Raw genomic sequence first — 26,720 nt, 5'->3', positions numbered from 1 at the left:
AGGGCTGCCGCACGAGCCGCGCGCTGGCCGACGAGGCGCTCGAACGGGCAGGGCTGATGCAGCACGCTGGCCGGCTTGCCAGCGATCTCGCGCATGGCCAGAAGCGCCAGCTCGAGGTGGCCATGTGTCTCGCGACCGAGCCCGTGGCACTGCTGCTCGACGAACCGCTGGCTGGCATGGGGGCCGAGGAGTCGGAGCGGATGCTTGACCTGCTGCGCGGCCTGAAGGAGGGCCACGCGATCCTGCTGGTCGAGCACGACATGGAGGCCGTGTTTGCCGTGGCCGATCGCATCACGGTGATGGTGAACGGCACGGTGATCGCCACCGGCGATCCGGCCAGCATCCGCGCCAATCGGGAAGTGCAACTGGCCTATCTCGGCGAAGAGGAGGCCGCATGAGCCATGCCGCGATCATTGACGCAGATGGCGTCAACGCCTGGTATGGATCGAGCCACGTGCTGCGCGGGATCGACTTTCGCGTCGGCGCCGGCGAGTCGGTTGGTTTGCTTGGTCGCAACGGTATGGGCAAGAGCACGTTGCTGCGGACGCTGCTGGGCCACGTGCGCGAACGTGAAGGCGGGATCCGCGTGGTGGGGCGCGATATGTCGCGCGCGCGGCCGCATGAGGTCGCCCGGCTCGGTATCGCCTATGTCCCGGAAGGGCGGGGGATATTTCCTAACCTGAGCGTGCGCGAGAACCTGTTGATGGCTGCGCGCGCCGGGAGCCAGGGCCGCAAGGATTGGGACGAGGCCCGCGTGCTGGACCTGTTCCCGCGCCTGAAAGAGCGGTTGTCGCACGGCGGGCAGCAGTTGTCGGGCGGCGAACAGCAGATGCTGTCGATCGGCCGCGCGCTGATGACCAACCCGGATTGCCTGATCCTGGACGAGGCTACCGAAGGGCTGGCGCCCAAGATCGTCCATGAGATCTGGAATGTGATCGCCACGATACGGGCGACGGGGATCGCGTCGGTGGTTGTCGACCGAAACTACCGGGCCGTGCTGGCCCATGTGGACCGGGTGGTCGTGCTGGAAAAGGGGCTGGTGGTCATGTCCGGGCCCGCCGCCGATCTGGCCGCCGCGCCGGCCGCGCTGGACCGTTACCTGGGCGTTTGATTTCCAGAATCGGCGGCCCGCCATGGGGCGCCAGTGTGGCTTGACCGCAACGCTCGTTTGGTGGGGCAACCCACCGCGAAGGGTGACCAGGGCTTGACCATGGCCCACTTCGCTTCCATGCTTGTTCGGTCGCATTGGCAACACGGGCATCTTCCACAGTGGTCGTCTTACAGCACTTCATCTAGAATGCGCGCGTTTGTGCAATGCAATAGAGGCAGAGACGGCCATACCGCCCCATCGGGGACCGGAGCCGCTTGCGCGAGAGAATTTGTGCCTGAATCACCACATCGGTAGGTTTTATGTCCGGCAGCCCGCCGGGTGAGCCGAAGTCAGGCCGGAGAGGCGCGAGCCGGTCCACCAGACCCAAATCCATGACTCAATCCACAACCAGTCACTACTACGTCGAAAGCCCGAGCTCCCGTGCGCTCGTGGTCGGCGCGATCGGTGTCGTCTTCGGCGATATCGGCACCAGTCCCCTTTACTCGCTCAAGGAATGCTTCAGCCCGGAACATGGCATTCCGTTCAGTCCCGATGCGGTGCTCGGCATCATCTCGATGCTGTTCTGGGCCTTTGTCATCGTCGTGTCGCTGAAGTACGTGATGTTCGTGATGCGGGCCGACAACAACGGCGAGGGCGGCATTCTGGCGCTGATGGCGCTGGCCTTGCGCACGGCGGCGCCACGGTCACGCATGGCCAAGCTGATCATGATGTTCGGCATCTTCGGCGCGTGCATGTTCTACGGCGACGCGGTGATCACGCCGGCCATCTCGGTGCTGTCTGCCGTCGAAGGGCTGGAGATTGCCGCGCCGGGGCTTTCCCACTTCGTGATTCCGATCACACTGCTGATCCTGGCCTTGCTGTTCTTTATCCAGCGCAGCGGCACGCATGTGGTGGGCAAGCTGTTCGGGCCGATCATGGTGGTGTGGTTCCTGGCGCTCGGCGCGCTGGGCCTGATCCATTTGGTGCAGGCACCCGGGATCGTCAAGGCCATCAACCCGGTCTATGCGGTGTCATTCCTGCATGACCACTCGCTCCAGGCGTTCATCGTGCTGGGTAGCGTGTTCCTGGTGCTGACTGGCGCGGAGGCGCTCTACGCCGATATGGGCCACTTCGGCGCGAAGCCGATCCGCACGGCCTGGTTCGTGCTGGTCATGCCGTGCCTGATCCTGAACTACTTTGGCCAGGGGGCGATGCTGCTGGGCAACCCCGACGCGATCGAAAATCCTTTCTACCTGATGGTGCCGTCGGCGCTGCAATTGCCGATGGTGTTGCTGGCCACCGCGGCCACGGTGATTGCGTCGCAGGCCGTGATCTCGGGAGCGTTCTCGCTGACGAGCCAGGCCATCCAGCTTGGTTTCATGCCGCGGATGCGTATCCGCTATACCTCGGCGGCGGAGATTGGCCAGATCTACATGCCTGTGATCAACTGGATCCTGCTGGTACTTGTGATCTGCGTGGTGCTGGCCTTCAAGAAGTCCGATAACCTGGCGGCCGCGTACGGTATCGCCGTGACCACGACGATGGTGATCACCACGTTCCTGGCCGCGCTGGTGATGCGCAACGTCTGGAAGTGGAACCCTGCACTGGTGACGCTGATCAGTCTGACGTTCCTGGTGGTCGACATGTCGTTCTTCGCGGCCAATCTGCTCAAGATCGCCGAGGGCGGCTGGTTCCCGCTGCTGATGGGTGGTAGCGCGTTCTTCCTGTTGATGACCTGGCACAGTGGTCGCAAGCTGCTGCGCGCGCGTAGTCTGGAAGATGGCATTCCGCTGGAGCCGTTTATCGCCGGCCTGCTGGCGCACCCGCCGCATCGCGTGGAGGGCACGGCCGTGTTCCTGACCGGCAACACCGAATCGGTGCCGGTGTCGCTGCTGCACAACCTCAAACACAACCGCGTGCTGCACGAGCGGGTGGTTTTCCTGCAGTTCGTGACGCGCGACATTCCATACGTGGACGACGACGAGCGCCTGAGCTGCAAGGATCTGGGCGGCGGCGTCTACATCCTCAAGTCCGAATACGGCTTCAAGGAAACGCCTGATGTGCAGCGGGTGCTGGATCTGGCCCAGCGCAAGCTCGGCATGCAATTCGAGTTGATGGAAACCTCATTCTTCATCGCACGTGAATCGGTGATTCCGTCGAAGCTGCCGGGTATGTCGATGTGGCGCGAAAGCCTGTTCGCGTGGATGCATCAGAACGGCGCCAAACCGTCGGACTTCTTCTCGATTCCGGCCAACCGCGTGGTGGAGCTTGGGACGAAGGTAGAAATCTGATTCCCAAGGTCCAGATGTGACAACGCCCCGCAACAGCGGGGCGTTTTGTTTTTCCCCCTCTCCCCGCGAGCGGGAGAGGGGGAGGGGAACTGCCGGGACTTAGCGCTTCAGCTTGGCGAATGCCGCTGCCATCGCGCCTTGCGGCACCGCCTCACGACGGTTGCCGCTGTTGGCGCCCTTGCCACCGCCGTTACGTTGGCCACCGCGATCGTTCGAGCGATCGGCGCCGCCTGCGCGTGCCGTGGCCTGACCCGGTTCGTCATCGAGGCGCATCGTCAAGCCGATGCGGTTGCGCTTGACGTCGACTTCCATCACCTTGACCTTGACGATCTGGCCGGCCTTGACCACCTCGTGCGCATCCTTGACGAACTTCGTCGAAAGCGCCGAGATATGGACCAGACCGTCCTGATGCACGCCGATGTCGACGAACGCGCCGAAGGCCGCCACGTTCGTCACCACGCCTTCGAGCACCATGCCGGGCTGCAGGTCCTTGACGTCCTCCACACCATCCTGGAACGTCGCGGTCTTGAACTCGGGGCGCGGGTCGCGGCCCGGCTTTTCGAGTTCGGACAGGATGTCGCGCACGGTCGGCAGGCCGAACGTGTCATCGGCAAACTGCTGGGCCGACAGGCCGCGCAGGGCATCGCGGTTGCCCATCACATCGGGCAGGCCCTTCTTGATGTGGTCCAGGATGCGCTGCACCACCGGATAGGCTTCCGGGTGCACCGACGAGCGGTCGAGCGGGTTGTCCCCGTCGTTGACGCGCAGGAAGCCGGCGGCCTGTTCGAACGTCTTGTCGCCCAGGCGCGGCACCTTCTTCAGTGCATCGCGATTCGAGAACGCGCCATTGGCGTCGCGGTATTCGACGATATTGCGCGCCAGTACCGAGTTCAGGCCCGAGACACGCGCCAGCAGCGGGGCGGAGGCCGTGTTGACGTCCACACCCACCGCGTTTACGCAGTCTTCCACCACGGCGTCCAGCGCACGCGCGAGTTCGCGCTGGTTCACATCATGCTGATACTGGCCCACGCCGATCGATTTCGGGTCGATCTTGACCAGTTCAGCGAGCGGGTCCTGCAGCCGGCGGGCGATCGACACCGCGCCGCGCAGCGACACGTCGAGTTCCGGAAACTCCTTGGCTGCCAGTTCCGAGGCCGAGTAGACCGATGCGCCGGCCTCGCTGACCACGATCTTGGTGAGCTTCAGCTCGGGTGCGCCCTTCATCAGGTCCTGCACCAGCTTGTCCGTTTCGCGGCTGGCCGTGCCGTTGCCGATCGAGCACAGCGCGACGTTGTGTTGCTTGGCCAGACGTGCCAGCGTGGCCAGCGACCCATTCCAGTCGCGGCGAGGCTCGTGCGGGTAGATCGTTGCCGTTTCCAACAGCTTGCCCGTGGTGTCCACCACGGCGATCTTGCAGCCCGTGCGGATGCCCGGGTCGACACCCATCACCGATTTCGGGCCGGCCGGCGCGGCCAGCAGCAGCTCGTGCAGGTTGCGGCCGAACACTTTGATGGCCTCGCCCTCGGCGGTCTCGCGCAGTTGCGTGAGCAGTTCGGTTTCCAGATGCGGCTGCACCTTGACGCGCCAGCTCCAGCGGCAGACATCGGCCAGCCACTTGTCGGCGGGGCGATTCTGGTTCTGGATGCCGACGTGGCGCGCGATCATGCCTTCGCATGGATGCGGCACCATCGCGTCCTGTTCCTCGCCAAGGCCAAGCTTGACCATCAGCACGCCCGCGTTGCGGCCGCGGAACAGCGCCAGCGCGCGGTGCGACGGCACGGTGCGGATCGTCTCGCTGTACTGGTAGTAGTCGCGGAACTTCTCTTCCTCGGCGGTTTCCTTGCCCTCCACGACGGAGGATGTCACCACGCCGTTGTTCCAGAGGTGCTCGCGCAGCTTGCCGAGCAGTTCCGCCGTTTCGCCGAACTGCTCCGACAGGATGTCGCGCGCGCCGTCCAGCGCGGCCTTGACGTCGGGCACGCCGCCGTCGGCGGTGGGGTTGCCGTTGACGTACTTGGCGGCCTCGGCTTGGGGGTCGAGCGTCGGGTCGGCCAGCAGTGCCTGCGCAAGTGGTTCCAGGCCGCATTCGCGGGCGATCTGCGCGCGCGTGCGACGGCGCGGCTTGTAGGGCAGGTACAGGTCTTCCAGCGTCTGCTTGGTGTCGGCCGCTTCAATGGCCGCGCGCAGTTCGTCGGTGAGCTTGCCCTGTTCCTCGATCGACGCCAGGATCGTGGCGCGACGATCTTCCATGTCGCGCAGGTAAAGCAGGCGCTCCTCAAGCGTGCGAAGCTGCGTGTCGTCCAGGTTGCCCGTGACTTCCTTGCGATAGCGGGCAATGAATGGCACCGTGGCGCCTTCGTCCAGAAGGTTGACGGCAGCCGCTACCTGGCGGGGTTGCACGGACAGTTCGGCCGCGATCAGCGACACAATCTTTTGCAGAACGGAAGCAGGCAGATTGGACATCGAGAATACGAGTCAGTCGAAAGCGGGGCATTGTGCCACAAGCGCGATGTGCGGCTGGTGACGGGGAGACACCTTTTGTGCCCGCTGTTTTCCGACGTGGTGGCGCATCCACGGGCAGACACAAGTTGCAACGTTCGCCCAGGGGTCCGAAGTGGCCCCGGATGTTAGAATTCCGCCATGATCGTCAAGCCCCATCCGGCCACCATGGCTGCCCCGGTTTCCCAAGTGCCCACAGTGTCTTCCACGGCTCTCACCATCGCGCTCGCGGCGCTGCTGCTGGCCGCGCCGTTTCAGCTCGCCATGGCGCAGGCGTCCGCGCCGGCTGCCGCGGCCGTGCCGCCAGCCCCAGGTGTCGCGCGCGATTTCGATGCGGAGCGCAAGGCGATCGACGACTCGCGGGCCTGGACCAAATATCGCTACGCGGTGGCGGAACGTGCGTGCTACAGCAAGTTCCTGGTGAACAACTGCATCGACAAGGCCAAGGAAGTCCAACGCGGGGAGCTCCAGGTGCTGCGCGAGCGCGATCTGGAGGTGGGCGATGCCGAGCGTGCCTACCGTGCGACCCAGCGTGATCACGACCAGGCCCTGCGGCGTGCGGAGTACGAGGCCAGCCTGCCCAAGCGGGCCGCCGACGAACAGGCCAGCCGCGAAGCCTTCGAACGCAAGCAGCAGGACCAGGCGCTGCGTGATGCGCAGCACAATGCTGGCGCGCCGCAGCGGGCGGCCAATGCCGAGGCTTACCAGAAGAAGCAGGACGATTTCGCCACCAAGATGCAGGAGGCACAGCAGAAGGGTGCCGAGCAGGCCCGTCAGCACGAGGAGAACGCGAAGGCATACCAGCAGAAACAGGTCGATGCCGCGCAACGCCAGAAGGAACTGGAAGAACGTCGCGCACGCGCCGCGGAAAAGCAGAATCAAGGGCAGTCGTCGACGCCCAGCCCATTCGGATTCTGATCTGGCTCGAACAACACCCGGGCAACGGCCGCAAGGCAGGGCAGGGGAAGGCGCAACATGGACGAGAACCTCAATACGCTGGCGCGACAGATCATCGAACTGCAGATCGAGCATCGTGATCTGGATTTCATGATCGACCGCCTTGCGTCCGATCCGTCGCACGACGAATTGCAACTGCGCCGGCTCAAGAAGCGCCGGCTCAAGCTCAAGGACGCCATCACCCTGTTGCAAGTGCAGGTCGAGCCCGACGTACCCGCATAGCATCGATATCCACCGGGGTCCCTCCGGCGCCATGACAAAAGCGTGCGCGACGATTCGCGCCACGCCTCAGGAAGTTCCAACTTGTCCGAACCGATCGAAGACACATCCTTATCCGACGGCCCCGATGCGGCCGGAGCCGCCGACATGCCGGAGTCGCTCGCGAACGCCGTCGCCGCGGCGGCAGCCGACCAGGCCGCGCTAAGGTCTTCGCAACTCGCCACGATCTTTGCCGAAACCGGCACGCTGGCCAGTGCGATCCCCGGCTACCGGCCGCGCGCGGCGCAGGAGAAGATGTCCGAGGCCGTGGCCAATGCGATCGCCGACAACGACACGGTGATCGTCGAGGCTGGCACGGGTACGGGCAAGACGTACGCCTACCTGGTGCCGGCCATGCTCTGGGGCGGGAAGGTCATCCTTTCGACCGGTACCAAGAACCTGCAGGACCAGCTTTACCTCCGCGACATTCCCACGGTACGCCACGCGCTGAACGTGCCGATTTCGGTTTCCCTGCTCAAGGGGCGGGCCAACTACGTTTGCCACTATCACCTGGAGCGGGCGCAGGCCAATGGCCGGCTGGCGTCGAAGCAGGATGCGGCCTGGTTGCGCGAGATCAGCCGATTCGCCAAGACCACGACGTCCGGGGACAAGGCCGAGCTGGCCGAAGTGCCCGAGAACGCACCAGTGTGGCAGATCGTGACCTCCACGCGGGACAACTGCCTGGGCAGCGAATGTCCGAACTACAAGGAATGCTTCGTGATGCGCGCCCGCAAGGAGGCGCAGCAGGCCGACCTCGTGGTCGTCAACCATCACTTGTTCTTTGCCGACGTTGTGCTGCGCGATACCGGCATGGCCGAATTGCTGCCCGCCGCCAACACGGTGATCTTCGACGAGGCGCACCAGTTGCCCGAGACGGCGACGTTGTTCTTTGGCGAAACGTTGTCGACGAGCCAACTGCTCGAGTTGGCCCGCGATACCGTGGCCGAAGGGCTGTCGCACGCGCGCGATGCGGTGGACTGGGTCGCGCTTGGGGCACCGCTCGAACGGGCTGCCCGCGATCTGCGCCTGGCCTTTGGCAGGGAGAACGCCCGCCTTGCGCTGGGGCAGATCGACGCCGACCCGCGCATTCGCGAGCCGTTTCACGAAACGCTCGACGCGCTCGATACGGCGCTGTCCGACTTTGTCGAGGCACTGGAATCGCAGGCCGAGCGTGCCGAGGAGCTTGAACAGTGCCATCGCCGCGCGCTCGAACTCGCCCAGCGGCTGGCGGCATGGCGCGACGACCGGATTGCCGCATCCCCCGTGCCTGCGGCCGTGCCGGCCGACGATGCGGAAGGCGACCAGACTTCCCAGTCTTCCCAGACTTCCCAGTCTGTCCAACCTGCCCAGCTTGGCCCCGAAACCGTACGCTGGGTGGAAGTGTTCTCGCACACGGTACAGTTGCATCGGACGCCGTTGTCGATCGCACCGATCTTCAGCCGGCAACGCGCAGGCCAGGCACGCGCCTGGGTCTTCACCTCTGCCACGCTGTCCGTGAAGGGCAACTTCACCCATTACGCCGCGCAGCTTGGGCTGGATCGCGATCGGTCGTTGACACTGCCGAGCCCGTTCGACTATGCGAAACAGGGGCTGCTGTATGTACCCCGGGATATGCCACCGCCGCAATCGCCTCAATTTACCGAGGCGGTGGTGGAGCGGGCGCTGCCGTTGATCGAGGCGGCAGGTGGCCGCACCTTCCTGCTTTGCACCACGTTGCGGGCGGTGCAGAAGGCGTCGGACATGCTCTATGACCTGTTCGCGGAGCGCGGTATCAACCTGCCGCTGCTCGTGCAGGGCCAGGCGAGCCGTACCGAATTGCTCGACCGCTTCCGCGAGCTTGGCAATGCCGTGCTGGTGGGCAGCCAGAGTTTCTGGGAAGGCGTTGATGTCCGTGGCGAGGCGCTGTCGCTGGTCATCATCGACAAGCTGCCGTTCGCACCGCCCGATGATCCAGTGCTGGCAGCGCGCATGGAGGTACTGCAGAAGAAGGGGCTCAGCCCGTTCGCGGTCCACCAGCTACCGCATGCGGTGATCACGCTGAAGCAGGGTGCTGGCCGACTGATCCGGTCCGAGACCGATCGGGGCGTACTGGCGATCTGCGATACCCGACTCGTGGAAAAGCCATATGGCCGGCAGATTTGGCAGAGTCTTCCGCCGTTCACGCGCACGCGCGAAGCCGATACCGTCATTCGGTTCCTGGAAGGGCTGGGACGAGGTGAGGCGCCGCAGTCCGAGTCCAGCACGGAATCGGAGTAGCTGTCCCAGCTTGTACCGGGCAACGACGAGTTCGTAGCGTCAGCCCGCCGGGGCTGGTCTTCCCGCACCAGACTTACTCGATCGGCAGCGGCTACGAGATTTCGAGTGACCGCAGCCAGCGCATCCTAGCGGCATGGTCGCTATGACGCGGCCTGCGACACGTACGATGGTTATAGTGCCGAGAAGGTGAAGTGTCCATGAGCCCGACGTCCGACATCAGGCCAACAAAAAACCGCACGGATCGCGTGCGGTTTTTTGTTGCTTGCATCGTAAGGTCCAATGCGGGCAGGTTCGGCTACCTCAGAACACTTCCCACCAGGACTTGTCCTTGCGGCGCTGCCCATACTTGATGTAGTCGCTGTTCGGATAGTTGCGTTCCATCACGCGGGCGGCATCGTCGCGCAGATCCTTCATGCCCAGCGCATCATACGAGCGGACCATGATATACAGCGCTTCTTCGTTGGCCGGCGCGCCGTCGTAGTCCTTCAATGCCTGCTGCGCGCGGTTGACTGCGGCCAGGTAGGCGCCACGGCGATAGTAGTAACGCGCCGCGTGAACTTCGTGCTGGGCCAGCGAGTTGACGATGTACTGCATGCGCAGCGTCGCGTCGGGCGTGTACTTGCTGTCCGGGTAGCGGGTGATCAGGATCTGGAACGCGTCATAGGCTGCTCGCGCCGCCTTCGGATCACGTTCGCTCAGGTCCTGGCCGGAGAACCGGCCCAGCCAGCCCAGGTTGTCGTTGAAGTTGATCAGCCCCTTGAGGTAGTAGGCGTAATCGATGTTCGGATGGCTCGGGTGCAACTGGATGAAGCGGTCGACGGCAGCCAACGCGGCAGCGGTCTCACCATCCTTGTAGTTGGCGTAGGCCGTATCGATCTGCGCCTGCTGGGCGTAACGGCCAAATGGATAGCGGCCCTCGAGCTTCTCGTAGAGCTTGACGGCGCGCGTGTAGTCGCCGCCATCCAGGGCATCCTTGGCTTCAGAATATAATTTGTTCGCTGACCAGCCAGCCGTTTCGTCCGGCTGGTCGCCCAGCAGGCCGCACGCGGACAGCATGACGCAGCCGCCTGCAAGCAAAATCGCTCCAAATCTCGCGCGCCAATTAGCGCGTCTCATGCTCTGCAATTGCATGGGCAACCTGTTCCCGGATGAAAAATAGCGCCAAGCATTATAGCCGAAGCCCCAAGCCCGAAACCGGGCCGGAGCGCCACACCGAATCCACCGCCGTAGCGGACGTCGATACGGAGGAGTTTGGCGACCTCGGTGAGTTCAACGACGATGTGCCGGTCTCGCCGCCGGCCGCGTCGGATTTCGTGCCACTGTACATGGAAGTCGATAGCGCGTCTCACGGCGAGCGCCTCGACAAGCTGCTCGCGCGGCACTTCAGCGAGTTTTCGCGTAGCCGTATCCAGCAATGGATTGAGGATGGCGCCGTAAGGGTCGATGGCGAGCCAAGCCGTGCCAAGGCATCGGTCCAGATGGGCCAGAAGATCGAGGTCCAGCCGCAGGCCGCCCCGGAGTCCATGGCATTCACGGCAGAAGACGTGCCCCTCGACGTCGTGTACGAGGATGATGCCATGTTGGTCATCAACAAGCCCGCCGGACTGGTCGTGCACCCGGCCGCCGGCAACTGGAGTGGCACCGTGCTGAACGGGCTGCTGCATCGCGATCCGTCTGCGGCAAGGCTGCCCCGCGCGGGGATTGTCCATCGGCTGGACAAGGAAACCTCCGGCCTGATGGTGGTGGCACGGACGCTGGTCGCCCAGACGGACCTGGTGCGACAGCTCGCCGCGCGCACGGTCAAGCGGACCTATCTCGCGCTGGTCTGGGGCGAGACCCCCGATGACGGCACGATCGATGCGCCGATCGGCCGGGACCCTCGCGAGCGCACGCGCATGGCCATCGTGCATACGAACAGCGGCAAACCGTCGCGCACGCACTTCGAGACCCTTGGCACGGTGCCGCTGGGCCGGGGTAAGGTGTCGATGGTGATGTGCCAGCTCGAGACCGGTCGGACACACCAGATCCGCGTGCATTTCGAGTCGATCGGCCATCCGCTGGTGGGCGATCCCGTCTATCACAAGGCCACGCAACGCGGGCAGCGCCCTGCAATCCGTGTGCCGCTGCCTGTGCCGTTCACGCGCCAGGCGCTCCATGCCTACCGGCTGGGGCTCGTGCATCCGGTCACCGGCCGCAAGACGTCGTGGGAGGCCGAGCCGCCCGAAGACCTCCAGGCCTTGATCGATGCCCTCGACTTCGAAGGGCATGCGCAGGACGATGACGAGGAAGACGACTGGTTCGAAGGGGACGACGATGACCAAGGCGACCACGACGACCATGACGATGAATGATCGTCCGGCCTGGATCGTGCCCGACTGGCCCGCGCCGGCGTGGGTGCGCGCATTGTCGACCACGCGCCATGGTGGTGTCAGTGCAAGCCCCTATGGCCTGGCCGATGGATCGGCCGGCGGCCTGAATCTCGGCACGCATGTCGGTGATGACCCGGCCGCCGTGGCCGGGAATCGGCAGCGCTTAGCGGAACATCTGCCGGCCATGCCGCGCTGGCTCGACCAGGTGCATGGCTGTGGCGTGGTCACGGCCGACGGCGTCATGGATGGTGTGCCGCAGGCGGACGCGAGCATCGCCACCGAGTCGGGCCACGTCTGCGCGATCATGACGGCCGATTGCCTGCCAGTGCTGCTCTGCGATGCGGCGGGCACGGTCGTTGGCGCGGCACATGCGGGCTGGAGAGGGCTCTGTGATGGGGTCATCGAGGCCACGCTGGCACGCATGGCGGCACATGCCGGCCCTGATCCAACCTGGCTTGCATGGCTTGGTCCGGCCATCGGGCCGACGGCATTCGAAGTAGGTGCCGAGGTCCGTGCCGCCTTCATCGAGCGCGCGCGCGACGACGAGCGGGCAGGGGTCGACGCAGCGTTTCTCCCGGGCGCGCCGGGCAAGTACTGGGCCGATATCTATGCATTGGCCCGCATCCGCTTGGCACGCGCAGGTTGCGTGCGGATTCATGGCGGGGAGGCCTGTACCGTTACCGACGCCGATCGCTTTTTCTCCTACCGCAGGGATCGCACGACTGGCCGCATGGCCACGCTCGTCTGGCTGGAACGCTGACTGCCGCCGCCGGCCGTGGCACCGTCTACTGGCCGGCTTTCGACTCGGATTCCGCCGTCTTTGCCGCGCCGGCTTCGCCGGCTTCACGCGCTTTTCGCCGCCTGCGCCGGCCGGGCGTCCCCATGATGTACATCACGATTGAGACCGGAGCCAGTCCGTAAAACAGAAAGGTGGCCACGCCAGCCACCGCGTTGGTCTCGGTAATCGACATCATCAGGACGACGTAGAGCCAGCCAATTGCCACGATATACATCAGACTTTCATCTCTTTCGTGTATGAGTTCATGCGGCCTGGCACGCCGCGCCAAGCCTACCGTCCGGTAGGTCGGGATTTGGCGGCCAGGGAGTTACCTGTCGTGCGGATTTCCGCATTGACAGCGTCTACATTGCGAGGCAACAATGCCTTTAAATGTATCGAAACCGAGGAATTACTCTAGGGTTTCGCCGGCTAGCATAGCGTATGACGCAGGGCATCCGAGGTCGTTCTGCAGCAGTGTCAGACGCAACCCGGATCAGGGGCGGGTCGGGAGACAGTCACCCCGAGCCCGTCAACCAATACGACGGCAGAGAGACGAATACATTATGGCGACCGGCAAAGGTGCGGCAGCTTCCGACAAGGAAGGCAAGTCCCAACCGTTTCAGTTCGTGCCGGGGCCATTTGATCCAGCCACCTGGCTGGAGTGGTCCCGTCAATGGGTACCCGAGGCCAACGGCGATATGCCGTCTGGTTTCCCGGCCGGCATGGCCGGCGCGTTTCCGGGTGGATTCCCGGGCGGCGAGGCATTCGTCCAGGCCTTCCAGAACGCTTTCCAGGGTGCCGCCGCGCAGGGGGCGAACGGCGTGAATGGCGCCGGCGGCGTGGAGATTGCGCCCGCGCAGCTTGCCCGTATCCAGGAACGCTTCTTCAGGGATTTCGCCGAACTCTGGCGCGAAATGGGCGAGGGTGCCGTGGCCACCAGCACGCCTGCGGCCAACGGCGCCGCCAATGCCGATTCAGCCAGTCAACGCCTGTCCGACAAGCGTTTCGCCAGCCCGGCATGGCGCAACAATGCTCCGTATCGCTATACCGCAGCCTTTTACCTGCTGACGGCCCGCGCCATGACCGAACTGGCCGAGGCGGTCGAGGCGGATCCCAAGGTTCGTCAGCGCATCCGCTTCGCGGTATCGCAATGGGTGGATGCCATGTCGCCGGCCAACTTCCTGGCGACGAATCCTGATGCGCAACAGCGCCTGATCGAGTCCGGTGGTGAGTCGCTGCGCAAGGGCGTGCGCAACATGCTGGAGGATCTGGCCAGGGGCAAGATCTCGCAGACCGACGAGACAGCCTTCGAGGTCGGCCGCAATATGGCCGTGACCGAAGGCGCCGTGGTCTACGAGAACGAGTATTTCCAGCTTCTGCAGTACAAGCCTCTGACCGACAAGGTCTACGAGCGGCCGCTGCTGATGGTGCCGCCGTGCATCAACAAGTTCTACATTCTGGACCTGCAACCCGAGAGCTCGCTTGTACGTCATGCGGTGGAGCAGGGGAATACCGTCTTCCTGGTGTCGTGGCGAAACCCCGATGCGTCGATGGCCGAGCGCACCTGGGATGAGTACATCGAGCACGCGGCGATCCGCGCGATCGAAGTGACGCGCGATATCAGCGGACAGGACAAGATCAACGTGCTGGGCTTCTGCGTCGGCGGCACGATCGTCTCGACGGCGCTTTCCGTGCTGGCCGCGCGTGGCGAGCGTCCGGCAGCCAGCCTGACGTTGCTGACCACGCTGCTGGATTTCGCCGATACGGGCATCCTCGACGTCTTCGTCGATGAAGCGCACGTGCAACTGCGCGAGGCCACACTGGGCGGGGCCGGCGGCGCGCCGTGCGGGCTGCTGCGCGGCGTGGAACTGGCCAATACGTTCTCGTTCCTTCGTCCGAACGACCTGGTCTGGAACTACGTGGTCGACAACTATCTCAAGGGCAACACGCCGGTTCCGTTCGACCTGTTGTTCTGGAATGGCGACGCCACCAATCTCCCGGGCCCGTGGTACTGCTGGTACCTGCGCCATACGTATCTGCAGGACGAACTGAAGGTGCCGGGCAAGCTTACGGTCTGCAACGCGCCGGTGGACTTCGGGGCGATCGACGTGCCGACCTACATCTACGGGTCGCGCGAAGACCACATCGTGCCCTGGGCCGCGGCCTACGCTTCCACGGCGCTGCTGCGGAACAAGTTGCGTTTCGTGCTGGGTGCCTCCGGCCATATCGCGGGCGTCATCAACCCGCCGGTCAAGAAGAAGCGCAGTCATTGGACCAATGACAAACTGTCGGAATCGGCCCATGATTGGCTGGCCGGCGCGCAGGAGCATCCGGGAAGCTGGTGGCCGGACTGGGTGACATGGCTGGGCAAGCAAGCGGGTCAGAAGCGTGCCGCGCCAGCCGATTACGGCAATGACCACTACCGGGCGATTGAACCCGCGCCAGGGCGCTACGTCAAACAGCGCGCCTGAGCTTCATGAGGGCCGGCCCGCGACGCCGGCCCGGATTTCGAACCGTTCCGCATTCGTTTTCTCGAAAGGACATCAAATGACCGATATCGTCATCGTTTCCGCAGCCCGTACCGCAGTCGGCAAGTTCGGCGGTTCGCTCGCGAAGATTCCCGCGCCGGAGTTGGGCGCCATCGTGATCAAGGCCGCGCTGGAGCGTGCCGGCGTGAAGCCGGACCAGGTGAGCGAAGTGATCATGGGCCAGGTGCTGACGGCCGCCTCGGGCCAGAACCCGGCACGCCAGGCTTCGCGCAAGGCGGGCCTGCCCGACATGGTGCCGGCCATGACCATCAACAAGGTGTGCGGTTCAGGCCTGAAGGCCGTGATGCTGGCCGCCAACGCGATTGTGGCTGGCGAGGCCGAGATCGTCGTCGCCGGCGGCATGGAGAACATGAGCGCCGCGCCGCACGTGCTGCCGGGTTCGCGCGATGGCTTCCGCATGGGCGACACCAAACTGGTCGATTCCATGATCGTTGACGGCCTGTGGGATGTGTACAACCAGTACCACATGGGTATCACGGCCGAGAACGTCGCCAAGGAATACGGCATCACCCGCCAGGCCCAGGACGAGTTCGCCGTGGGCTCCCAGAACAAGGCCGAAGCTGCCCAGAAGGCCGGCAAGTTCGACGAGGAAATCGTTCCGGTCCTGATTCCGCAACGCAAGGGCGATCCGGTTGCGTTCAAGACCGACGAGTACGTGCGTCAGGGCGCCACGCTGGAAAGCATGGCTAGCCTGAAGCCGGCCTTCGACAAGAGCGGCACGGTGACGGCCGCCAACGCATCGGGCCTGAATGATGGCGCCGCCGCGGTGGTCGTGATGTCGGCGGCCAAGGCGCGCGAACTGGGCCTGACCCCGCTGGCGACGATCAAGGCGTACGCCAACGCCGGTGTGGACCCGGCCGTGATGGGCATGGGCCCTGTGCCTGCCAGCAAGCGCTGCCTGTCGCGTGCCGGCTGGGAGGTCAAGGACCTGGACCTGATGGAAATCAACGAGGCCTTCGCCGCTCAGGCGCTGGCCGTGCATCAGCAAATGGGCTGGGATCAGTCGAAGATCAACGTGAACGGCGGCGCGATCGCCATCGGCCACCCGATCGGTGCGTCGGGCTGCCGCATCCTGGTCACGCTGCTGCACGAAATGAAGCGCCGCGATGCCAAGAAGGGCCTGGCCTCGCTGTGCATCGGCGGTGGCATGGGCGTGGCGCTCGCAGTCGAGCGGAATTAAGCATCGCATTGCATTGAGGGGTGTGCCGGCCGTGTGCGTCGACGACGGATGCGGCCGGCGTGAATAAGAAAGACCAAAGCTTCGACACGATCGGGCGAGCCAACTAGGAGTGGATATGACTCAGCGCATTGCATATGTGACCGGCGGCATGGGCGGCATCGGGACCGCGATTTGCCAGCGACTGGCGCGGGATGGTTACAAGGTGGTGGCGGGCTGCGGCCCGAATTCGCCGCGTCGTGAGAAGTGGCTCGAACAGCAACGCGCGCTCGGGTTTGAATTTGTGGCGTCCGAAGGCAACGTCGCCGACTGGGACTCGACCAAGGCAGCCTTCGACAAGGTCAAGTCCGAAGTGGGCGAGGTCGATGTGCTGATCAACAACGCCGGCATCACGCGCGACGTAGTGTTCCGGAAGATGACCCGCGCGGACTGGGATGCGGTGATCGACACGAATCTGACGTCGCTGTTCAACGTGACCAAGCAGGTCATCGACGGCATGGCTGACCGCGGCTGGGGTCGCATCGTCAACATCTCGTCGGTGAACGGCCAGAAGGGTCAGTTCGGTCAGACCAACTACTCGACCGCCAAGGCAGGCCTGCACGGCTTCACGATGGCCCTGGCGCAGGAAGTGGCCACCAAGGGCGTGACTGTGAACACGGTGTCGCCGGGCTACATCGCCACGGACATGGTCAAGTCGATTCGCCAGGATGTGCTCGACAAGATCGTCGGCACGATTCCGGTCAAGCGTCTGGGCACGCCCGAAGAAATCGCCTCGATCTGCGCGTGGCTGTCGTCGGACGAGTCGGGTTTCTCGACCGGTGCCGACTTCTCGCTGAATGGCGGCCTGCACATGGGCTGACCGGCGCGCGCGCCGGATGTCGCCGTTGATGCGGCGCATCCAGCGCGGTGCACAAGCGTGACCCGGCCGGGCTTCGGCTGGCGTTTCTGGCGGGCAATGCCGCGCATTCGTGCGCGTTCATTGCCCGTTTGTCATCTTTCCACGCTGTTTTGCTGCGGGTTTTCCTTAAACCTTGCCGTCTTTTCTTAGTGCCTTGTTGAGCATAGAATCAGGGCAATAGCGCAACCGGCACCACTGTGGAGCCTTTCGGCTGTGTCTGGTCCGGTTGTTCTTGCGCACTGCATCGCACGCGGTGCAGCAGTACCGAGCGATGACGCAGCAGCGATGCCGGACAACGGCATCAGCGACGACACAAGGATAGAGCACCGATGGCCACGAGCAAAAAAGGCGCAGAGCGACTGATCAAGAAGTATCCCAATCGCCGGCTCTACGACACGCAGACCAGTACCTACATCACGCTCGCGGATGTGAAACAGCTGGTCATGGACAGCGAGGAGTTCAAGGTCGTCGACGCCAAGTCGGGCGAAGAACTCACGCGCAGCATCCTGCTGCAAATCATCCTGGAAGAGGAAACCGGCGGCGTGCCAATGTTCTCGAGCTCGATGCTCTCGCAGATCATCCGTTTCTACGGTCATGCGATGCAGGGCATGATGGGCACCTACCTGGAAAAGAACATCCAGGCCTTCATCGACATCCAGAGCAAGCTGGCCGAGAACTCCAAGGGCCTGTACTCGGGTGAGGCATTCAGCCCGGACATGTGGTCGCAGTTCATGAACCTGCAGGGGCCGATGATGCAGGGCATGATGAGCAACTACATCGAACAGAGCAAAAACCTGTTCGTGCAGATGCAGGAGCAGATGCAGAACCAGGCCAAGTCGATGTTCGGCACGTTCCCGTTCAACCAGCCGGACAAGAAGTAAGCAGGTTCGGTTTTCGCCGCGCAACAGCCGTGCAGTGGTGTCACCACCACGGACTGTTGTGAAAGCGTGGCAAATTCCCATATCCGTGCGTCATTCTCTTTGACGCGTCGAATCGGGCGAGAGGGCATGGTCCAATTGGCCATGCCCTGTTTGTTCAGGGGTCCTGTTCAGACATCATCTCCTGGCCGCCCGATGGAAATCGACAAATTTCAACCGTTCGTACTCGACCTTTACACCCAGCTTGGCCAGGTACAGCGCGACATTGGTTCGCTCACGGCAGGCCAGCAGGCCATGGCGGAGCAGCTTCGGCAGCAAGAAACGCAGATGCGGGAGTCCGAGTCGCGGATCATTCATGCGATGGACCAGTTCGAGGTGCGACTCACTGCAAGGGTCGATAAAGTGGAGTCAGATCTGTCTGGGCGCATCCAGTCGACCGAGGACAAGCTCTCCGTGCTGAAAGACCGCGTCAACCGGGTGGTCTGGACAACCGGTGGCGGCGGGGTCGTGTTGGGCCTGGCGCTCGGCTGGAAGCCGATGCTTGCCCGGGCCGCCAGTCTTCTGGGAACGTGATGCGCCCCTGGCACGGAACGAAGCCCGCCTAGGGCAGGCGCGCCAATATCGCTTGCTCAGGGTAAAATCACCGCCTTTCATGGCAATGACGGCGCCCGGCAGGCTCGCCGGATGCCCTTGGCCCAGAGCGGCGCGCCACCGGGGACGGTCGGACGCGCCCCGAATCCCCCTATTTGCGGTGCCCCATGTCGTCTGATACCAACTTGTCCAATCCGCCCAAAGTCGGCTTTGTTTCACTCGGTTGCCCCAAGGCCCTAGTGGACTCCGAGCAGATCATCACCCAGCTTCGTGCCGAGGGATACTCGATCAGCGGCACCTACGATGGCGCCGACCTTGTGGTCGTCAATACGTGCGGCTTCATCGACGAAGCTGTGCAGGAGAGCCTGGACGCGATCGGCGAGGCGCTGACTGAGAACGGCAAGGTGATCGTGACCGGCTGCCTGGGCGCCAAGAAGGATGCCGCCGGACACGACATCGTGAGCGCCGTGCACCCGAAGGTGCTGGCTGTGACCGGCCCGCACGCGCTGGGCGAGGTGATGCAGGCGGTGCATACGCACCTGCCGAAGCCGCATGACCCGTTCACGGACCTGGTGCCGGCTGCCGGTATCAAGCTGACGCCGAAGCACTATGCCTACCTGAAGATTTCGGAAGGCTGCAACCATCGCTGCTCGTTCTGCATCATTCCGTCGATGCGTGGCGACCTCGTCTCGCGGCCCGTGGCTGAAGTCATGCTCGAGGCCGAAAACCTGTTCAAGGCGGGCGTCAAGGAACTGCTGGTCATCTCGCAGGACACCAGCGCTTATGGCGTGGACGTCAAATATCGCACCGGTTTCTGGAATGGGCGCCCGCTCAAGACGCGCATGACCGAACTGGTGGCCGCGCTCGGCGAGCTGGCCAGCCAGTATGGCGCATGGGTTCGCTTGCACTACGTCTACCCGTATCCGCACGTCGACGAGATCATCCCGCTGATGAACCAGGGCAACGTGCTGCCTTACCTCGATGTGCCGCTGCAGCACGCGCATCCGGATGTGCTCAAGCGCATGAAGCGCCCAGCGAATGCCGAGAAGACACTTGACCGCATTCGCGCGTGGCGCGAAGTCTGTCCCGACCTGACGATCCGCAGCACGTTCATCGCCGGTTTCCCCGGTGAGACCGAGGAAGAATTCCAGACGCTGCTCGATTTCATCGCCGAAGCCGAGCTTGACCGGGTGGGCTGCTTTGCCTATTCCCCGGTAGAAGGCGCCACGGCCAACGATCTGCCCGGTGCGTTGCCGGACGAAGTGCGCGAAGAGCGACGTGCCCGTTTTATGGAGGTGGCCGAGGAGGTCTCCGCCCGCCGTCTGCAGCGCAAGGTCGGCCAGACGCTGCGCGTGCTGGTGGACGAGGTCAATCAGGAGGGTGGCATCGGCCGGTCGTCGGCGGATGCGCCGGAAATCGACGGTCTGGTCTATATCGATCCGGCGGCCAAGGCTTCGCAGCGCTACAAGACGGGCGACTTCGTGAATGTGAAGATTACCGGCGCCGACGGTCACGATCTTTGGGGTGAAGTGGCGTAAGCCGTACTTGTGCATACAATTAGGTAAAAGTACGGTCGTTCGTTTTCCCGGGGTCGGGTCTATACTGTGCGGCGCAACATGAACGCATGGAGACAAGACATGGCACGTGAAGTGGTGGTTGTCAGCGGTGTGCGCACCGCAATCGGTACCTTCGGCGGCAGCCTGAAGGATCAGGCCCCGACGGATATGGGCGCTTTGGTCGTACGCGAAGCACTGGCCCGCGCCGGCGTTTCGGGCGATGACGTGGGTCATGTGGTGTTCGGCAATGTGATCCAGACCGAGCCGAAGGACATGTATCTGGGCCGCGTGGCGGCTGTGAATGGCGGTGTTTCGATCAACGCGCCGGCACTGACCGTCAATCGCCTGTGCGGCTCCGGCCTGCAGGCAATCGTCAGCGCAGCCCAGACGATTCTGCTGGGCGATGCCGACGTGGCAATTGGCGGCGGCGCGGAAAGCATGAGCCGCGCGCCGTACCTGGCGCCGATGGCGCGCTGGGGCGCGCGCATGGGCGATGCCAAGCTGATTGACATGATGCTTGGTGCACTGCACGATCCGTTCCACACGATCCACATGGGCGTGACGGCGGAAAACGTCGCCAAGGAATATGACATTTCGCGCCAGCAGCAGGACGAAGCTGCGCTCGAATCGCATCGTCGTGCTTCCGCCGCCATCAAGGCAGGCTACTTCAAGGATCAGATCGTTCCGGTTACGCTGAAATCGCGCAAGGGCGACGTCGTGTTCGATACCGACGAGCACGTGCGTCACGACGCGACGATGGACGACATGACCAAGCTCAAGCCGGTGTTCGTCAAGGAGAATGGCACGGTCACGGCTGGTAACGCCTCGGGCCTGAACGACGCTGCCGCTGCCGTGGTGCTGATGGAGCGTGCCGAGGCCGAGCGCCGCGGCCTGAAGCCGCTGGCTCGCCTGGTGTCCTACGGCCACGCCGGTGTCGATCCCAAGACGATGGGTATCGGTCCGGTGCCGGCTACGAAGATCGCGCTGGAACGTGCCGGCCTGACGGTCAAGGATCTCGATGTGATCGAGGCCAACGAGGCATTCGCGGCGCAGGCCTGCGCGGTGACCAAGGCTTTGGGTCTCGACCCGGCGAAGGTCAATCCCAATGGCTCCGGTATCTCGCTCGGCCACCCGATCGGTGCCACTGGCGCGCTCATCACGGTCAAGGCGCTGTACGAGCTGCAACGTGTACAGGGTCGCTACGCGCTGGTGACGATGTGCATCGGCGGTGGCCAGGGCATTGCCGCGATCTTCGAGCGCGTTTAAAGTCGCGGGCAGTCAATCTGCCCGAGGAAGACCGTCTTGTCCCGCCCCGTTTTGCTTTGCCTGTTGGCCGTCGCGATGCTGTCTCTCCCAATTGCGGCGCGCGCGGCCGACGGAACCGCTGTATCGACGGGGCAGGCGACGGACGAGCGGGGCGGTGGGCTCGGTATCAATGACGCCATTCGTGCCGGTGAGGCCAAGCGGGGCAACTCGCTGTCCACCGGCTCGGCGGGCCCATTGTCACCGCGCCCCGAGTACGCGAAGTATCCGGTCTATACCGGCACGCTCGGCGACAAGCCGGTGCGGTTGCGGGTAGCCCCGAAGACCGACACACGGGACAGCCTCCAAGGCGAATATTCGATCGGGGATGGCAAGAGCGTGCGGCTGCTCTCCGGCGAATGGGAGGATGGCAGCTTCCTGATGGAAGAGTCCGACGACGGCACGCGCGTATCCGGCAATTGGGAAGGGCAGATCGACCAGCAGGGCGTGGTGCGCGGTACCTGGACCGATGCGTTCAACCCCGCGATCATCCTGCCGTTTGTTATCCGGCCGCTTGGCGGCTCCCAGGTGATCCCGCCATTCGATAGCCGCCAGGGCAGCGGCGCGACGTACGCCCCACCTCCGCCAAAGTCGTCGATTTCGACCGAGAAGCCTCGCTGAATCCCGATGGGGCTCGGCTAGTCCACCCCTCCTGACCTGACGTGTTTTCGCCGGCCTCGCACGTGGCCTGACTGGCATTTGCTGGTAAGCTCGAACGCCTGATTCGACTCCTCCAGGGAAATCGCCGTGTCCGCTTCCGACTCGTCCCGTTACATCAAGACCATTGCCGTCCAGCCAGAACTGGACATCGCGCCGGGCTTCGATTCGTTCTCCACGCCGACCTACCGCGGCTCCACTGTCGTCTTCCGCAACCTTGCCGAACTGCGCGCCTATGGCGACCGCAGCAAGACCTACTGGCGCTATGGCCTGCACGCCACGCCGACCAGCGAGGCGCTTTGCCAGCAACTGGCGCAGATCGAAGGTGGCCGCCACACGCTGTTGTTCCCGTCTGGCCTGGGCGCCATTTCGCTGGTCTATTTCGGCCTGCTGCGTACCGGTGATGATGTCCTCGTCCCGGAAAACGTCTACGGGCCCAATCGCGATCATGGCGACTGGATGGCGCGGGAGTTCGGCATTACCGTGCGCCCGTATCATCCGTCGGTCGGGGGCGGAATCGCCTCGATGATCCAGCCGAACACGCGTCTGATCTGGATGGAATCGCCGGGCTCGGTCACGATGGAAGTGCCCGACACCGAGGCGATCGTGGCCGCCGCGAAGGCACGCGGCGTGCTGACCGCGATCGATAACACCTGGTCTGCCGGCGTCTACTATCGGCCGTTCGAGAAGGGCATCGATATCTCCGTGCAGGCGCTGACCAAGTACCAATCCGGTGGCAGCGATGTACTGATGGGCGCCGTGATCACGCGGGATGACCATCTCCACGACCGCCTCAAGCGCACCCGCATGCTGATGGGCTGGGGTGTCTCCGCCGACGATTGCTACCTGGTCCTGCGCGGGCTGGCGAGCATGCCGGTGCGCCTGGCCGCTCACGACCGTGCAGCGCGCGAGGTGGCCGAATGGCTGACGAAACGTCCGGAGGTCGCGCGCGTGCTGCATCCGGCATTGCCCGATTGCCCCGGCCATGCCGAATGGCTGCGGGATTTCAGCGGCGCGAGTGGTCTGTTCTCGATCATTCTGCACAGCCGCTATACGCGCGCGCAGGTCGATGCGTTCGTCGAGGCGCTGAAACTGTTCGCGATTGGCTGGTCGTGGGGCGGTGCGCACAGCCTGGCAGTGCCCTATCACGTCGACACAATGCGGCCGGCTGGCACGTGGCCGCCCGCTGGATGGGAGAACGCCGGCGAACTGGTGCGGCTGTATATCGGTCTGGAAGACACCCGCGACCTGATCGCCGATCTGAAGCAGGCGCTGGAGTCTCAGCTGCGCTGACGAGCCAGGACGCGCCCGGACGCGCCAGAACGCGCTAGACGCGTTCGAGCGCCGCGGGTTCTTCCGTCTGTTGGGTATTGGGCGATGCGCTACGCAGCGCCCATACCGATTCCGCCGGCCCGCCACGCGCGCGGCGTAGCGTGGCGCGGGCCAGCGCGGCGTATCCGGCGGCCAGCGCGATCGCGCCAATGTCGAAGCCCGCCACGGCCCAGCGGCCGTTGAGTGCCGCAACGATAAAGTGATCGCCGGTCAGGATGGCATTCGACAGCGGCACGCCCAGCGTGGCGATCGCCGCGATCCACAGCAGTTCCACGGCCGCGCGGGCGGGATGGCGAATCAGAGCCCAGCCCACGGATGCGATGAATGCGGGCCAGAACACATGGCTGACGGCCTGCTCCGGCCAAAGCAGCGCAGCGGGGAAGCACAGCGCAACGCCGATACAGGTGCCGATGCACACCCCAACCGTCGCCTGGGCGAGCAGGCGATGCACACGAGGCTGTTCGGCCTGCCGCGTTTTGCGGCGCGTTTCGATCCACAGCAGATTGCCCGAGTAGAACAGAAACGCACCCGCCAGCCCCGCCAGCAGATAGACGATCCGCATGGCCAGGTCGCCATACGTGCCGTAGTGCAGCGCGAACATCGCGCTGTAGACCATGTGGTTTGTGTCGCGCGCGCCGGCGGTCTGGTTGGCGATCAGCTTGCCCGCATCGGGCTCGGTTGCCGCGGCGTGAATGCCTACCGATCCGCCGTTGCCGAGCGCCCGGGTGCTGTCCCCGCGGACTTCGGCCAGCGCGTTCGCGTCACCGTAGTGCTGGAAGCGGATGGCTTCCGGCGTGAACCGATCACCACCGTGTTCGCGCGCAATTGCCAGCAGTTGCGCCGCCGGCATCGTGGGGGAGGGGCGGCCTGCGGCGCTGACCTCGGGCGTGGCGCCCGTGACGCTTGGTACCACTTCCATCAGCTTGCCGTCGAACGTCAGCACGTTGAAGACCATCACCATGATCAGCGACAGGCAGAAGAAGGCGCCGGTGATTGCGAATATCAGGTGGAACGGCAGGCTGAACAGCCCGAGCACATTGTGCGTGTCCATCCAGAAGCGCTTGAGGTTGCGTCCCGGGCGCACCGCGAAGAGATCCTTCTTCAGGCGCGGCAGATGCAACAGCACGCCGGACACCAGCGCCAGGCCGTACAGGATCGAGATCACACCCATGAAGTACATGCCGTTCATGCCCAGGCCGAGCGAGTAATGCAGGGCGTTCAGGAATGCCGAGAGTTCGCCGGTTGCATGGTCGAGCGAGGTATCGTTCCGCGCGGTGGCATCGCCGTTCAGGCGCGTGCTGTTCATCGTCTGCCAGGCGCCGGTCTTGTCCTGCCAGTACGCGTTGAAGTCTGGCTCCTCCTTGCTCGGCAGGCCAACGTAGACACTGTTGGCGGCATCGGGGTGCGCGGCGATGAGTTGCCGTACGAAGGCATCAACGGCAGGGCCGTCGACCTGGACCTCCGTGGCGTGCTGGCCTTCCAGACGGGCAGGGTTCTGCCACACGTGCAGTTCGTGGTGGAAGACCGTGATCGCCCCGGCGAAGAACGCTATGAACAGCGCCCAGCCTGCCATCAGGCCGACCCAGGTATGGAGCGTGTTGAACACGCGCAGGGTGTTGGGTTTCATGCGGATGTCCCGGAGAGTCTCAGGCGCCCGAAAGCGGGGAGGCAGGCGGCATGAGGTGCATCACCCGCACGCCCCAGAGCACGCCGTAGCAGAGCAGGTTGCCGCCAAGCAGCCAGAGCCACGCCGAGCGGCTCGATGCGAACAGCAGGCTCAGGCAGATGATCGTCACCCAGAGCACGAAGCCGAGCATGATGGCCACTACCACGCCGCTTTCCCAGCCACCGGGTAGCCAGAAAATGCCAAGCGTGCACAGGGCGATTGCCAGCGGCAGGCCCAGCAGCGAGCCTGCAAGCCATCGGGTTCCCATCATGGCGTGTGCCTTTCCGCGACGGTGAGGCGCGTGTTGGAGCGCCGCTTCTGCGTCCACGTGCCGATGAACGGCCAGACGGACAGGCAGCAAGTCATGGTGACCAGTGTGCTGGCGATGGCCACTGGCCAGCCTTCCGGCACGCTCATCGCCCACGCGCTGGCGAGCGTCAGCCCCAGGCCGAGCCAGCAGGACAGATGCGGGCGGATCGGCGCGGCGCGGGTGAGAACCTGGTTGGGCGCGGCCAGATAGAGGCAGGCGGCGCCTGCCAAAGCGAGAAGTACGGCCAACGCCTGCATGACTCGAGCTTTTGTGGATCGACAGAGATCGAAATAATAATGATTCGTATTTAATTTATCAAGCGTGGTAACGCGTGGAAGGATTGGTGAAGTGGCTGAAGAGGCGCTCGACGCCGGCGATGCGGCGAGGCTTGGGGATGACAGGGAGTGGTGCTGCAGATGGTGTCCGGCACCACCAGCCGGACACCGGAAGGCGGGGACTTAGAAGCCGTTTCAAAAAGATTCTGGCGTCGTTGCGGGGCCTTGCCGTACTACTTGTACTGTCTGCGGCCCCGCGTCTAGCCAGAACCGCTTCGCTTCATTTTGAAACGGCCTCTTAATGCGGGAACAGATTCAGCAGGCCATCCAGGCCGACATGGTTGAATGCCACGCTTGCCTGCGCGCGCACCACGGGCTTGGCGCGGAATGCCACGGAAAGGCCGGCTACGGCCATCATCTTCAGGTCGTTCGAGCCATCACCCATCACGATTGCCTGCGACGGATCGGCACCGATCTGTTCGCACACCTCGCGCACCGTGCGCGCCTTGACGTCGGCGTTCACGATCTCGCCCACCACGTTGCCCGTCAGCTTGCCGTCGACGATCTCGAGCGTGTTGGCGCGGGTGAAGTCCAGCTTCAGGCGCGGCTTGAGCTTGTCGGTGAAGTGGACGAAGCCGCCGGAAACCAGCAGCGTGCGCAAGCCCAGCGCCTGGATGGTCTGCAGCATGTTCTCGGCGCCGGGTGACAGGCGCAGCCGTTCGTCGTACACGCGATCCAGCACGCTGGCGTCCAGGCCCTTGAGCAGCGCCACGCGGCGGCGCAGGCTTTCGTTGAAATCGGTGATCTCACCGCGCATCGCGGCTTCGGTGATGGCCGACACCTCGGCCTTGAGGCCGCAGAAATCGGCGATCTCGTCGATGCACTCGATCGTGATCAGCGTCGAGTCCATGTCCATCGCCACCAGGCGGAAGTCCGACAGCTTGCGTCCGCCCGGTACCACGGCCCAGTCGATGCCACGTGGCGCGCACGCCGCGTCGAGCGCTTCGCGCAGCGCGGGCGTCAGCGGCGCG

The 26,720-nt window shown here is 64.2% G+C and carries 24 protein-coding genes; 17 read left to right on the top strand and 7 right to left on the bottom strand.

Annotated features, from left to right (window positions below):
• From D769_RS15970 to D769_RS15960, 3 genes are all read left to right on the top strand, one after another.
• The coding region (locus D769_RS15970; RefSeq protein WP_008646847.1) for an ATP-binding cassette domain-containing protein at positions 1–398 on the top strand (398 nt) is incomplete at its 5' end.
• Complete coding sequence (locus D769_RS15965; RefSeq protein ID WP_008646845.1) at positions 395–1,111, top strand: ABC transporter ATP-binding protein; 717 nt, start codon at positions 395–397, stop codon at positions 1,109–1,111. The genes D769_RS15970 and D769_RS15965, both read left to right, overlap by 4 nt.
• A 371-nt stretch (positions 1,112–1,482) precedes the next feature.
• A complete protein-coding gene (locus D769_RS15960) occupies positions 1,483–3,381 on the top strand; it encodes a potassium transporter Kup (RefSeq protein ID WP_008646843.1) in 1,899 nt (632 codons plus the stop codon).
• A gap of 99 nt (positions 3,382–3,480) precedes the next feature.
• On the opposite strand, the gene D769_RS15955 is transcribed toward D769_RS15960, so the two are convergent.
• Positions 3,481–5,844: a Tex family protein gene (locus D769_RS15955; protein ID WP_008646841.1), complete on the bottom strand. Its 2,364-nt coding sequence runs from the start codon at positions 5,842–5,844 to the stop codon at positions 3,481–3,483.
• A 177-nt stretch (positions 5,845–6,021) separates the two neighbouring features.
• On the opposite strand from D769_RS15955, the gene D769_RS15950 reads away from it, so the two are divergent.
• The 3 genes from D769_RS15950 to D769_RS15940 all read left to right on the top strand — a co-directional run bounded on the left by D769_RS15950 (position 6,022) and on the right by D769_RS15940 (position 9,351).
• Positions 6,022–6,798 (top strand): hypothetical protein, encoded by a 777-nt coding sequence (locus tag D769_RS15950; RefSeq protein ID WP_008646839.1) that lies wholly within the window; start codon positions 6,022–6,024, stop codon positions 6,796–6,798.
• A gap of 57 nt (positions 6,799–6,855) precedes the next feature.
• Entirely contained in the window at positions 6,856–7,059 is a 204-nt protein-coding gene (locus D769_RS15945; protein ID WP_008646837.1) for a DUF465 domain-containing protein, read from the top strand.
• 144 nt (positions 7,060–7,203) lie between these two features.
• On the top strand, positions 7,204–9,351 hold the full coding sequence (locus tag D769_RS15940) for an ATP-dependent DNA helicase (protein ID WP_234818991.1): 2,148 nt from the start codon (positions 7,204–7,206) through the stop codon (positions 9,349–9,351).
• Positions 9,352–9,651: 300 nt separating this feature from the next.
• Here D769_RS15940 and D769_RS15935 read toward each other — a convergent pair whose 3' ends face one another.
• Positions 9,652–10,482: an outer membrane protein assembly factor BamD gene (locus D769_RS15935; RefSeq protein ID WP_024570892.1), complete on the bottom strand. Its 831-nt coding sequence runs from the start codon at positions 10,480–10,482 to the stop codon at positions 9,652–9,654.
• Positions 10,483–10,499: 17 nt separating this feature from the next.
• On the opposite strand from D769_RS15935, the gene D769_RS15930 reads away from it, so the two are divergent.
• Complete coding sequence (locus D769_RS15930; RefSeq protein ID WP_008646832.1) at positions 10,500–11,702, top strand: RluA family pseudouridine synthase; 1,203 nt, start codon at positions 10,500–10,502, stop codon at positions 11,700–11,702.
• Positions 11,689–12,480, top strand: coding sequence for a peptidoglycan editing factor PgeF (pgeF, locus tag D769_RS15925; protein WP_040011082.1), 792 nt, complete (start codon positions 11,689–11,691; stop codon positions 12,478–12,480). Before D769_RS15930 ends, pgeF begins: the two co-directional genes overlap by 14 nt.
• Positions 12,481–12,505: 25 nt before the next feature.
• Here pgeF and D769_RS15920 read toward each other — a convergent pair whose 3' ends face one another.
• Positions 12,506–12,733, bottom strand: a complete 228-nt coding sequence (locus D769_RS15920; protein WP_008646828.1) for a hypothetical protein — start codon at positions 12,731–12,733, stop codon at positions 12,506–12,508.
• A 328-nt stretch (positions 12,734–13,061) separates the two neighbouring features.
• Here D769_RS15920 and phaC point away from each other — a divergent pair, with 328 nt between their 5' ends.
• The 9 genes from phaC (at position 13,062) to D769_RS15875 (ending at position 23,399) form a co-directional block, all read left to right on the top strand.
• Positions 13,062–14,969, top strand: a complete 1,908-nt coding sequence (gene phaC, locus D769_RS15915) for a class I poly(R)-hydroxyalkanoic acid synthase (RefSeq protein WP_008646826.1) — start codon at positions 13,062–13,064, stop codon at positions 14,967–14,969.
• 76 nt (positions 14,970–15,045) lie between these two features.
• The gene (locus tag D769_RS15910; RefSeq protein WP_008646824.1) at positions 15,046–16,227 is read left to right on the top strand and encodes an acetyl-CoA C-acetyltransferase; all 1,182 of its coding nucleotides are present in this window, start codon (positions 15,046–15,048) and stop codon (positions 16,225–16,227) included.
• 115 nt (positions 16,228–16,342) lie between these two features.
• Entirely contained in the window at positions 16,343–17,083 is a 741-nt protein-coding gene (locus D769_RS15905; protein ID WP_008646821.1) for a 3-ketoacyl-ACP reductase, read from the top strand.
• A gap of 368 nt (positions 17,084–17,451) precedes the next feature.
• Positions 17,452–18,003, top strand: a complete 552-nt coding sequence (phaR, locus tag D769_RS15900) for a polyhydroxyalkanoate synthesis repressor PhaR (RefSeq protein WP_008646818.1) — start codon at positions 17,452–17,454, stop codon at positions 18,001–18,003.
• Between the two features lie 192 nt (positions 18,004–18,195).
• On the top strand, positions 18,196–18,573 hold the full coding sequence (locus D769_RS15895) for a hypothetical protein (RefSeq protein ID WP_234818980.1): 378 nt from the start codon (positions 18,196–18,198) through the stop codon (positions 18,571–18,573).
• A 185-nt stretch (positions 18,574–18,758) separates the two neighbouring features.
• Positions 18,759–20,129: a 30S ribosomal protein S12 methylthiotransferase RimO gene (gene rimO, locus D769_RS15890; RefSeq protein ID WP_035881973.1), complete on the top strand. Its 1,371-nt coding sequence runs from the start codon at positions 18,759–18,761 to the stop codon at positions 20,127–20,129.
• A gap of 99 nt (positions 20,130–20,228) precedes the next feature.
• Complete coding sequence (gene bktB, locus D769_RS15885; RefSeq protein ID WP_008646810.1) at positions 20,229–21,413, top strand: beta-ketothiolase BktB; 1,185 nt, start codon at positions 20,229–20,231, stop codon at positions 21,411–21,413.
• A 75-nt stretch (positions 21,414–21,488) separates the two neighbouring features.
• Positions 21,489–22,070 (top strand): hypothetical protein, encoded by a 582-nt coding sequence (locus tag D769_RS15880; protein WP_051069021.1) that lies wholly within the window; start codon positions 21,489–21,491, stop codon positions 22,068–22,070.
• 126 nt (positions 22,071–22,196) lie between these two features.
• The gene (locus tag D769_RS15875) at positions 22,197–23,399 is read left to right on the top strand and encodes a cystathionine beta-lyase (RefSeq protein ID WP_008646804.1); all 1,203 of its coding nucleotides are present in this window, start codon (positions 22,197–22,199) and stop codon (positions 23,397–23,399) included.
• A 34-nt stretch (positions 23,400–23,433) separates the two neighbouring features.
• Here D769_RS15875 and D769_RS15870 read toward each other — a convergent pair whose 3' ends face one another.
• From D769_RS15870 to serB, 4 genes are all read right to left on the bottom strand, one after another.
• Complete coding sequence (locus tag D769_RS15870; RefSeq protein ID WP_008646803.1) at positions 23,434–25,065, bottom strand: PepSY-associated TM helix domain-containing protein; 1,632 nt, start codon at positions 25,063–25,065, stop codon at positions 23,434–23,436.
• 19 nt (positions 25,066–25,084) lie between these two features.
• Complete coding sequence (locus D769_RS15865) at positions 25,085–25,375, bottom strand: hypothetical protein (RefSeq protein ID WP_035881977.1); 291 nt, start codon at positions 25,373–25,375, stop codon at positions 25,085–25,087.
• On the bottom strand, positions 25,372–25,671 hold the full coding sequence (locus D769_RS15860) for a hypothetical protein (RefSeq protein ID WP_008646801.1): 300 nt from the start codon (positions 25,669–25,671) through the stop codon (positions 25,372–25,374). The genes D769_RS15865 and D769_RS15860 overlap by 4 nt, the downstream gene beginning before the upstream one ends.
• 316 nt (positions 25,672–25,987) lie before the next feature.
• Positions 25,988–26,720 (bottom strand): phosphoserine phosphatase SerB (gene serB, locus D769_RS15855; RefSeq protein WP_008646800.1); only part of this gene is annotated, 733 nt, incomplete at its 5' end.

Origin of the sequence: Cupriavidus sp. HMR-1 (genome assembly GCF_000319775.1) — a bacterium.
Classification (GTDB): domain Bacteria; phylum Pseudomonadota; class Gammaproteobacteria; order Burkholderiales; family Burkholderiaceae; genus Cupriavidus; species Cupriavidus metallidurans.
Note: the sequence above shows the minus strand (reverse complement) of the source record. Positions and strands in the feature narration are given on the sequence as shown.

What these genes read in the sequence shown, in the direction of transcription:
- bktB (WP_008646810.1), top strand. Translation starts at nt 20,229, where the DNA reads ATGGCACGTGAAGTGGTGGTTGTCAGCGGTGTGCGCACCGCAATCGGT.
- D769_RS15905 (WP_008646821.1), top strand. Translation starts at nt 16,343, where the DNA reads ATGACTCAGCGCATTGCATATGTGACCGGCGGCATGGGCGGCATCGGG.
- rimO (WP_035881973.1), top strand. Translation starts at nt 18,759, where the DNA reads ATGTCGTCTGATACCAACTTGTCCAATCCGCCCAAAGTCGGCTTTGTT.
- pgeF (WP_040011082.1), top strand. Translation starts at nt 11,689, where the DNA reads ATGACGATGAATGATCGTCCGGCCTGGATCGTGCCCGACTGGCCCGCG.
- D769_RS15870 (WP_008646803.1), bottom strand. Translation starts at nt 25,065, where the DNA reads ATGAAACCCAACACCCTGCGCGTGTTCAACACGCTCCATACCTGGGTC.
- D769_RS15950 (WP_008646839.1), top strand. Translation starts at nt 6,022, where the DNA reads ATGATCGTCAAGCCCCATCCGGCCACCATGGCTGCCCCGGTTTCCCAA.
- D769_RS15860 (WP_008646801.1), bottom strand. Translation starts at nt 25,671, where the DNA reads ATGCAGGCGTTGGCCGTACTTCTCGCTTTGGCAGGCGCCGCCTGCCTC.
- D769_RS15930 (WP_008646832.1), top strand. Translation starts at nt 10,500, where the DNA reads ATGAAAAATAGCGCCAAGCATTATAGCCGAAGCCCCAAGCCCGAAACC.
- D769_RS15910 (WP_008646824.1), top strand. Translation starts at nt 15,046, where the DNA reads ATGACCGATATCGTCATCGTTTCCGCAGCCCGTACCGCAGTCGGCAAG.
- D769_RS15945 (WP_008646837.1), top strand. Translation starts at nt 6,856, where the DNA reads ATGGACGAGAACCTCAATACGCTGGCGCGACAGATCATCGAACTGCAG.
- D769_RS15865 (WP_035881977.1), bottom strand. Translation starts at nt 25,375, where the DNA reads ATGATGGGAACCCGATGGCTTGCAGGCTCGCTGCTGGGCCTGCCGCTG.
- phaR (WP_008646818.1), top strand. Translation starts at nt 17,452, where the DNA reads ATGGCCACGAGCAAAAAAGGCGCAGAGCGACTGATCAAGAAGTATCCC.
- D769_RS15965 (WP_008646845.1), top strand. Translation starts at nt 395, where the DNA reads ATGAGCCATGCCGCGATCATTGACGCAGATGGCGTCAACGCCTGGTAT.
- D769_RS15935 (WP_024570892.1), bottom strand. Translation starts at nt 10,482, where the DNA reads ATGCAATTGCAGAGCATGAGACGCGCTAATTGGCGCGCGAGATTTGGA.
- phaC (WP_008646826.1), top strand. Translation starts at nt 13,062, where the DNA reads ATGGCGACCGGCAAAGGTGCGGCAGCTTCCGACAAGGAAGGCAAGTCC.
- D769_RS15955 (WP_008646841.1), bottom strand. Translation starts at nt 5,844, where the DNA reads ATGTCCAATCTGCCTGCTTCCGTTCTGCAAAAGATTGTGTCGCTGATC.
- D769_RS15920 (WP_008646828.1), bottom strand. Translation starts at nt 12,733, where the DNA reads ATGTATATCGTGGCAATTGGCTGGCTCTACGTCGTCCTGATGATGTCG.
- D769_RS15940 (WP_234818991.1), top strand. Translation starts at nt 7,204, where the DNA reads ATGCCGGAGTCGCTCGCGAACGCCGTCGCCGCGGCGGCAGCCGACCAG.
- D769_RS15960 (WP_008646843.1), top strand. Translation starts at nt 1,483, where the DNA reads ATGACTCAATCCACAACCAGTCACTACTACGTCGAAAGCCCGAGCTCC.
- D769_RS15895 (WP_234818980.1), top strand. Translation starts at nt 18,196, where the DNA reads ATGGAAATCGACAAATTTCAACCGTTCGTACTCGACCTTTACACCCAG.
- D769_RS15880 (WP_051069021.1), top strand. Translation starts at nt 21,489, where the DNA reads ATGCTGTCTCTCCCAATTGCGGCGCGCGCGGCCGACGGAACCGCTGTA.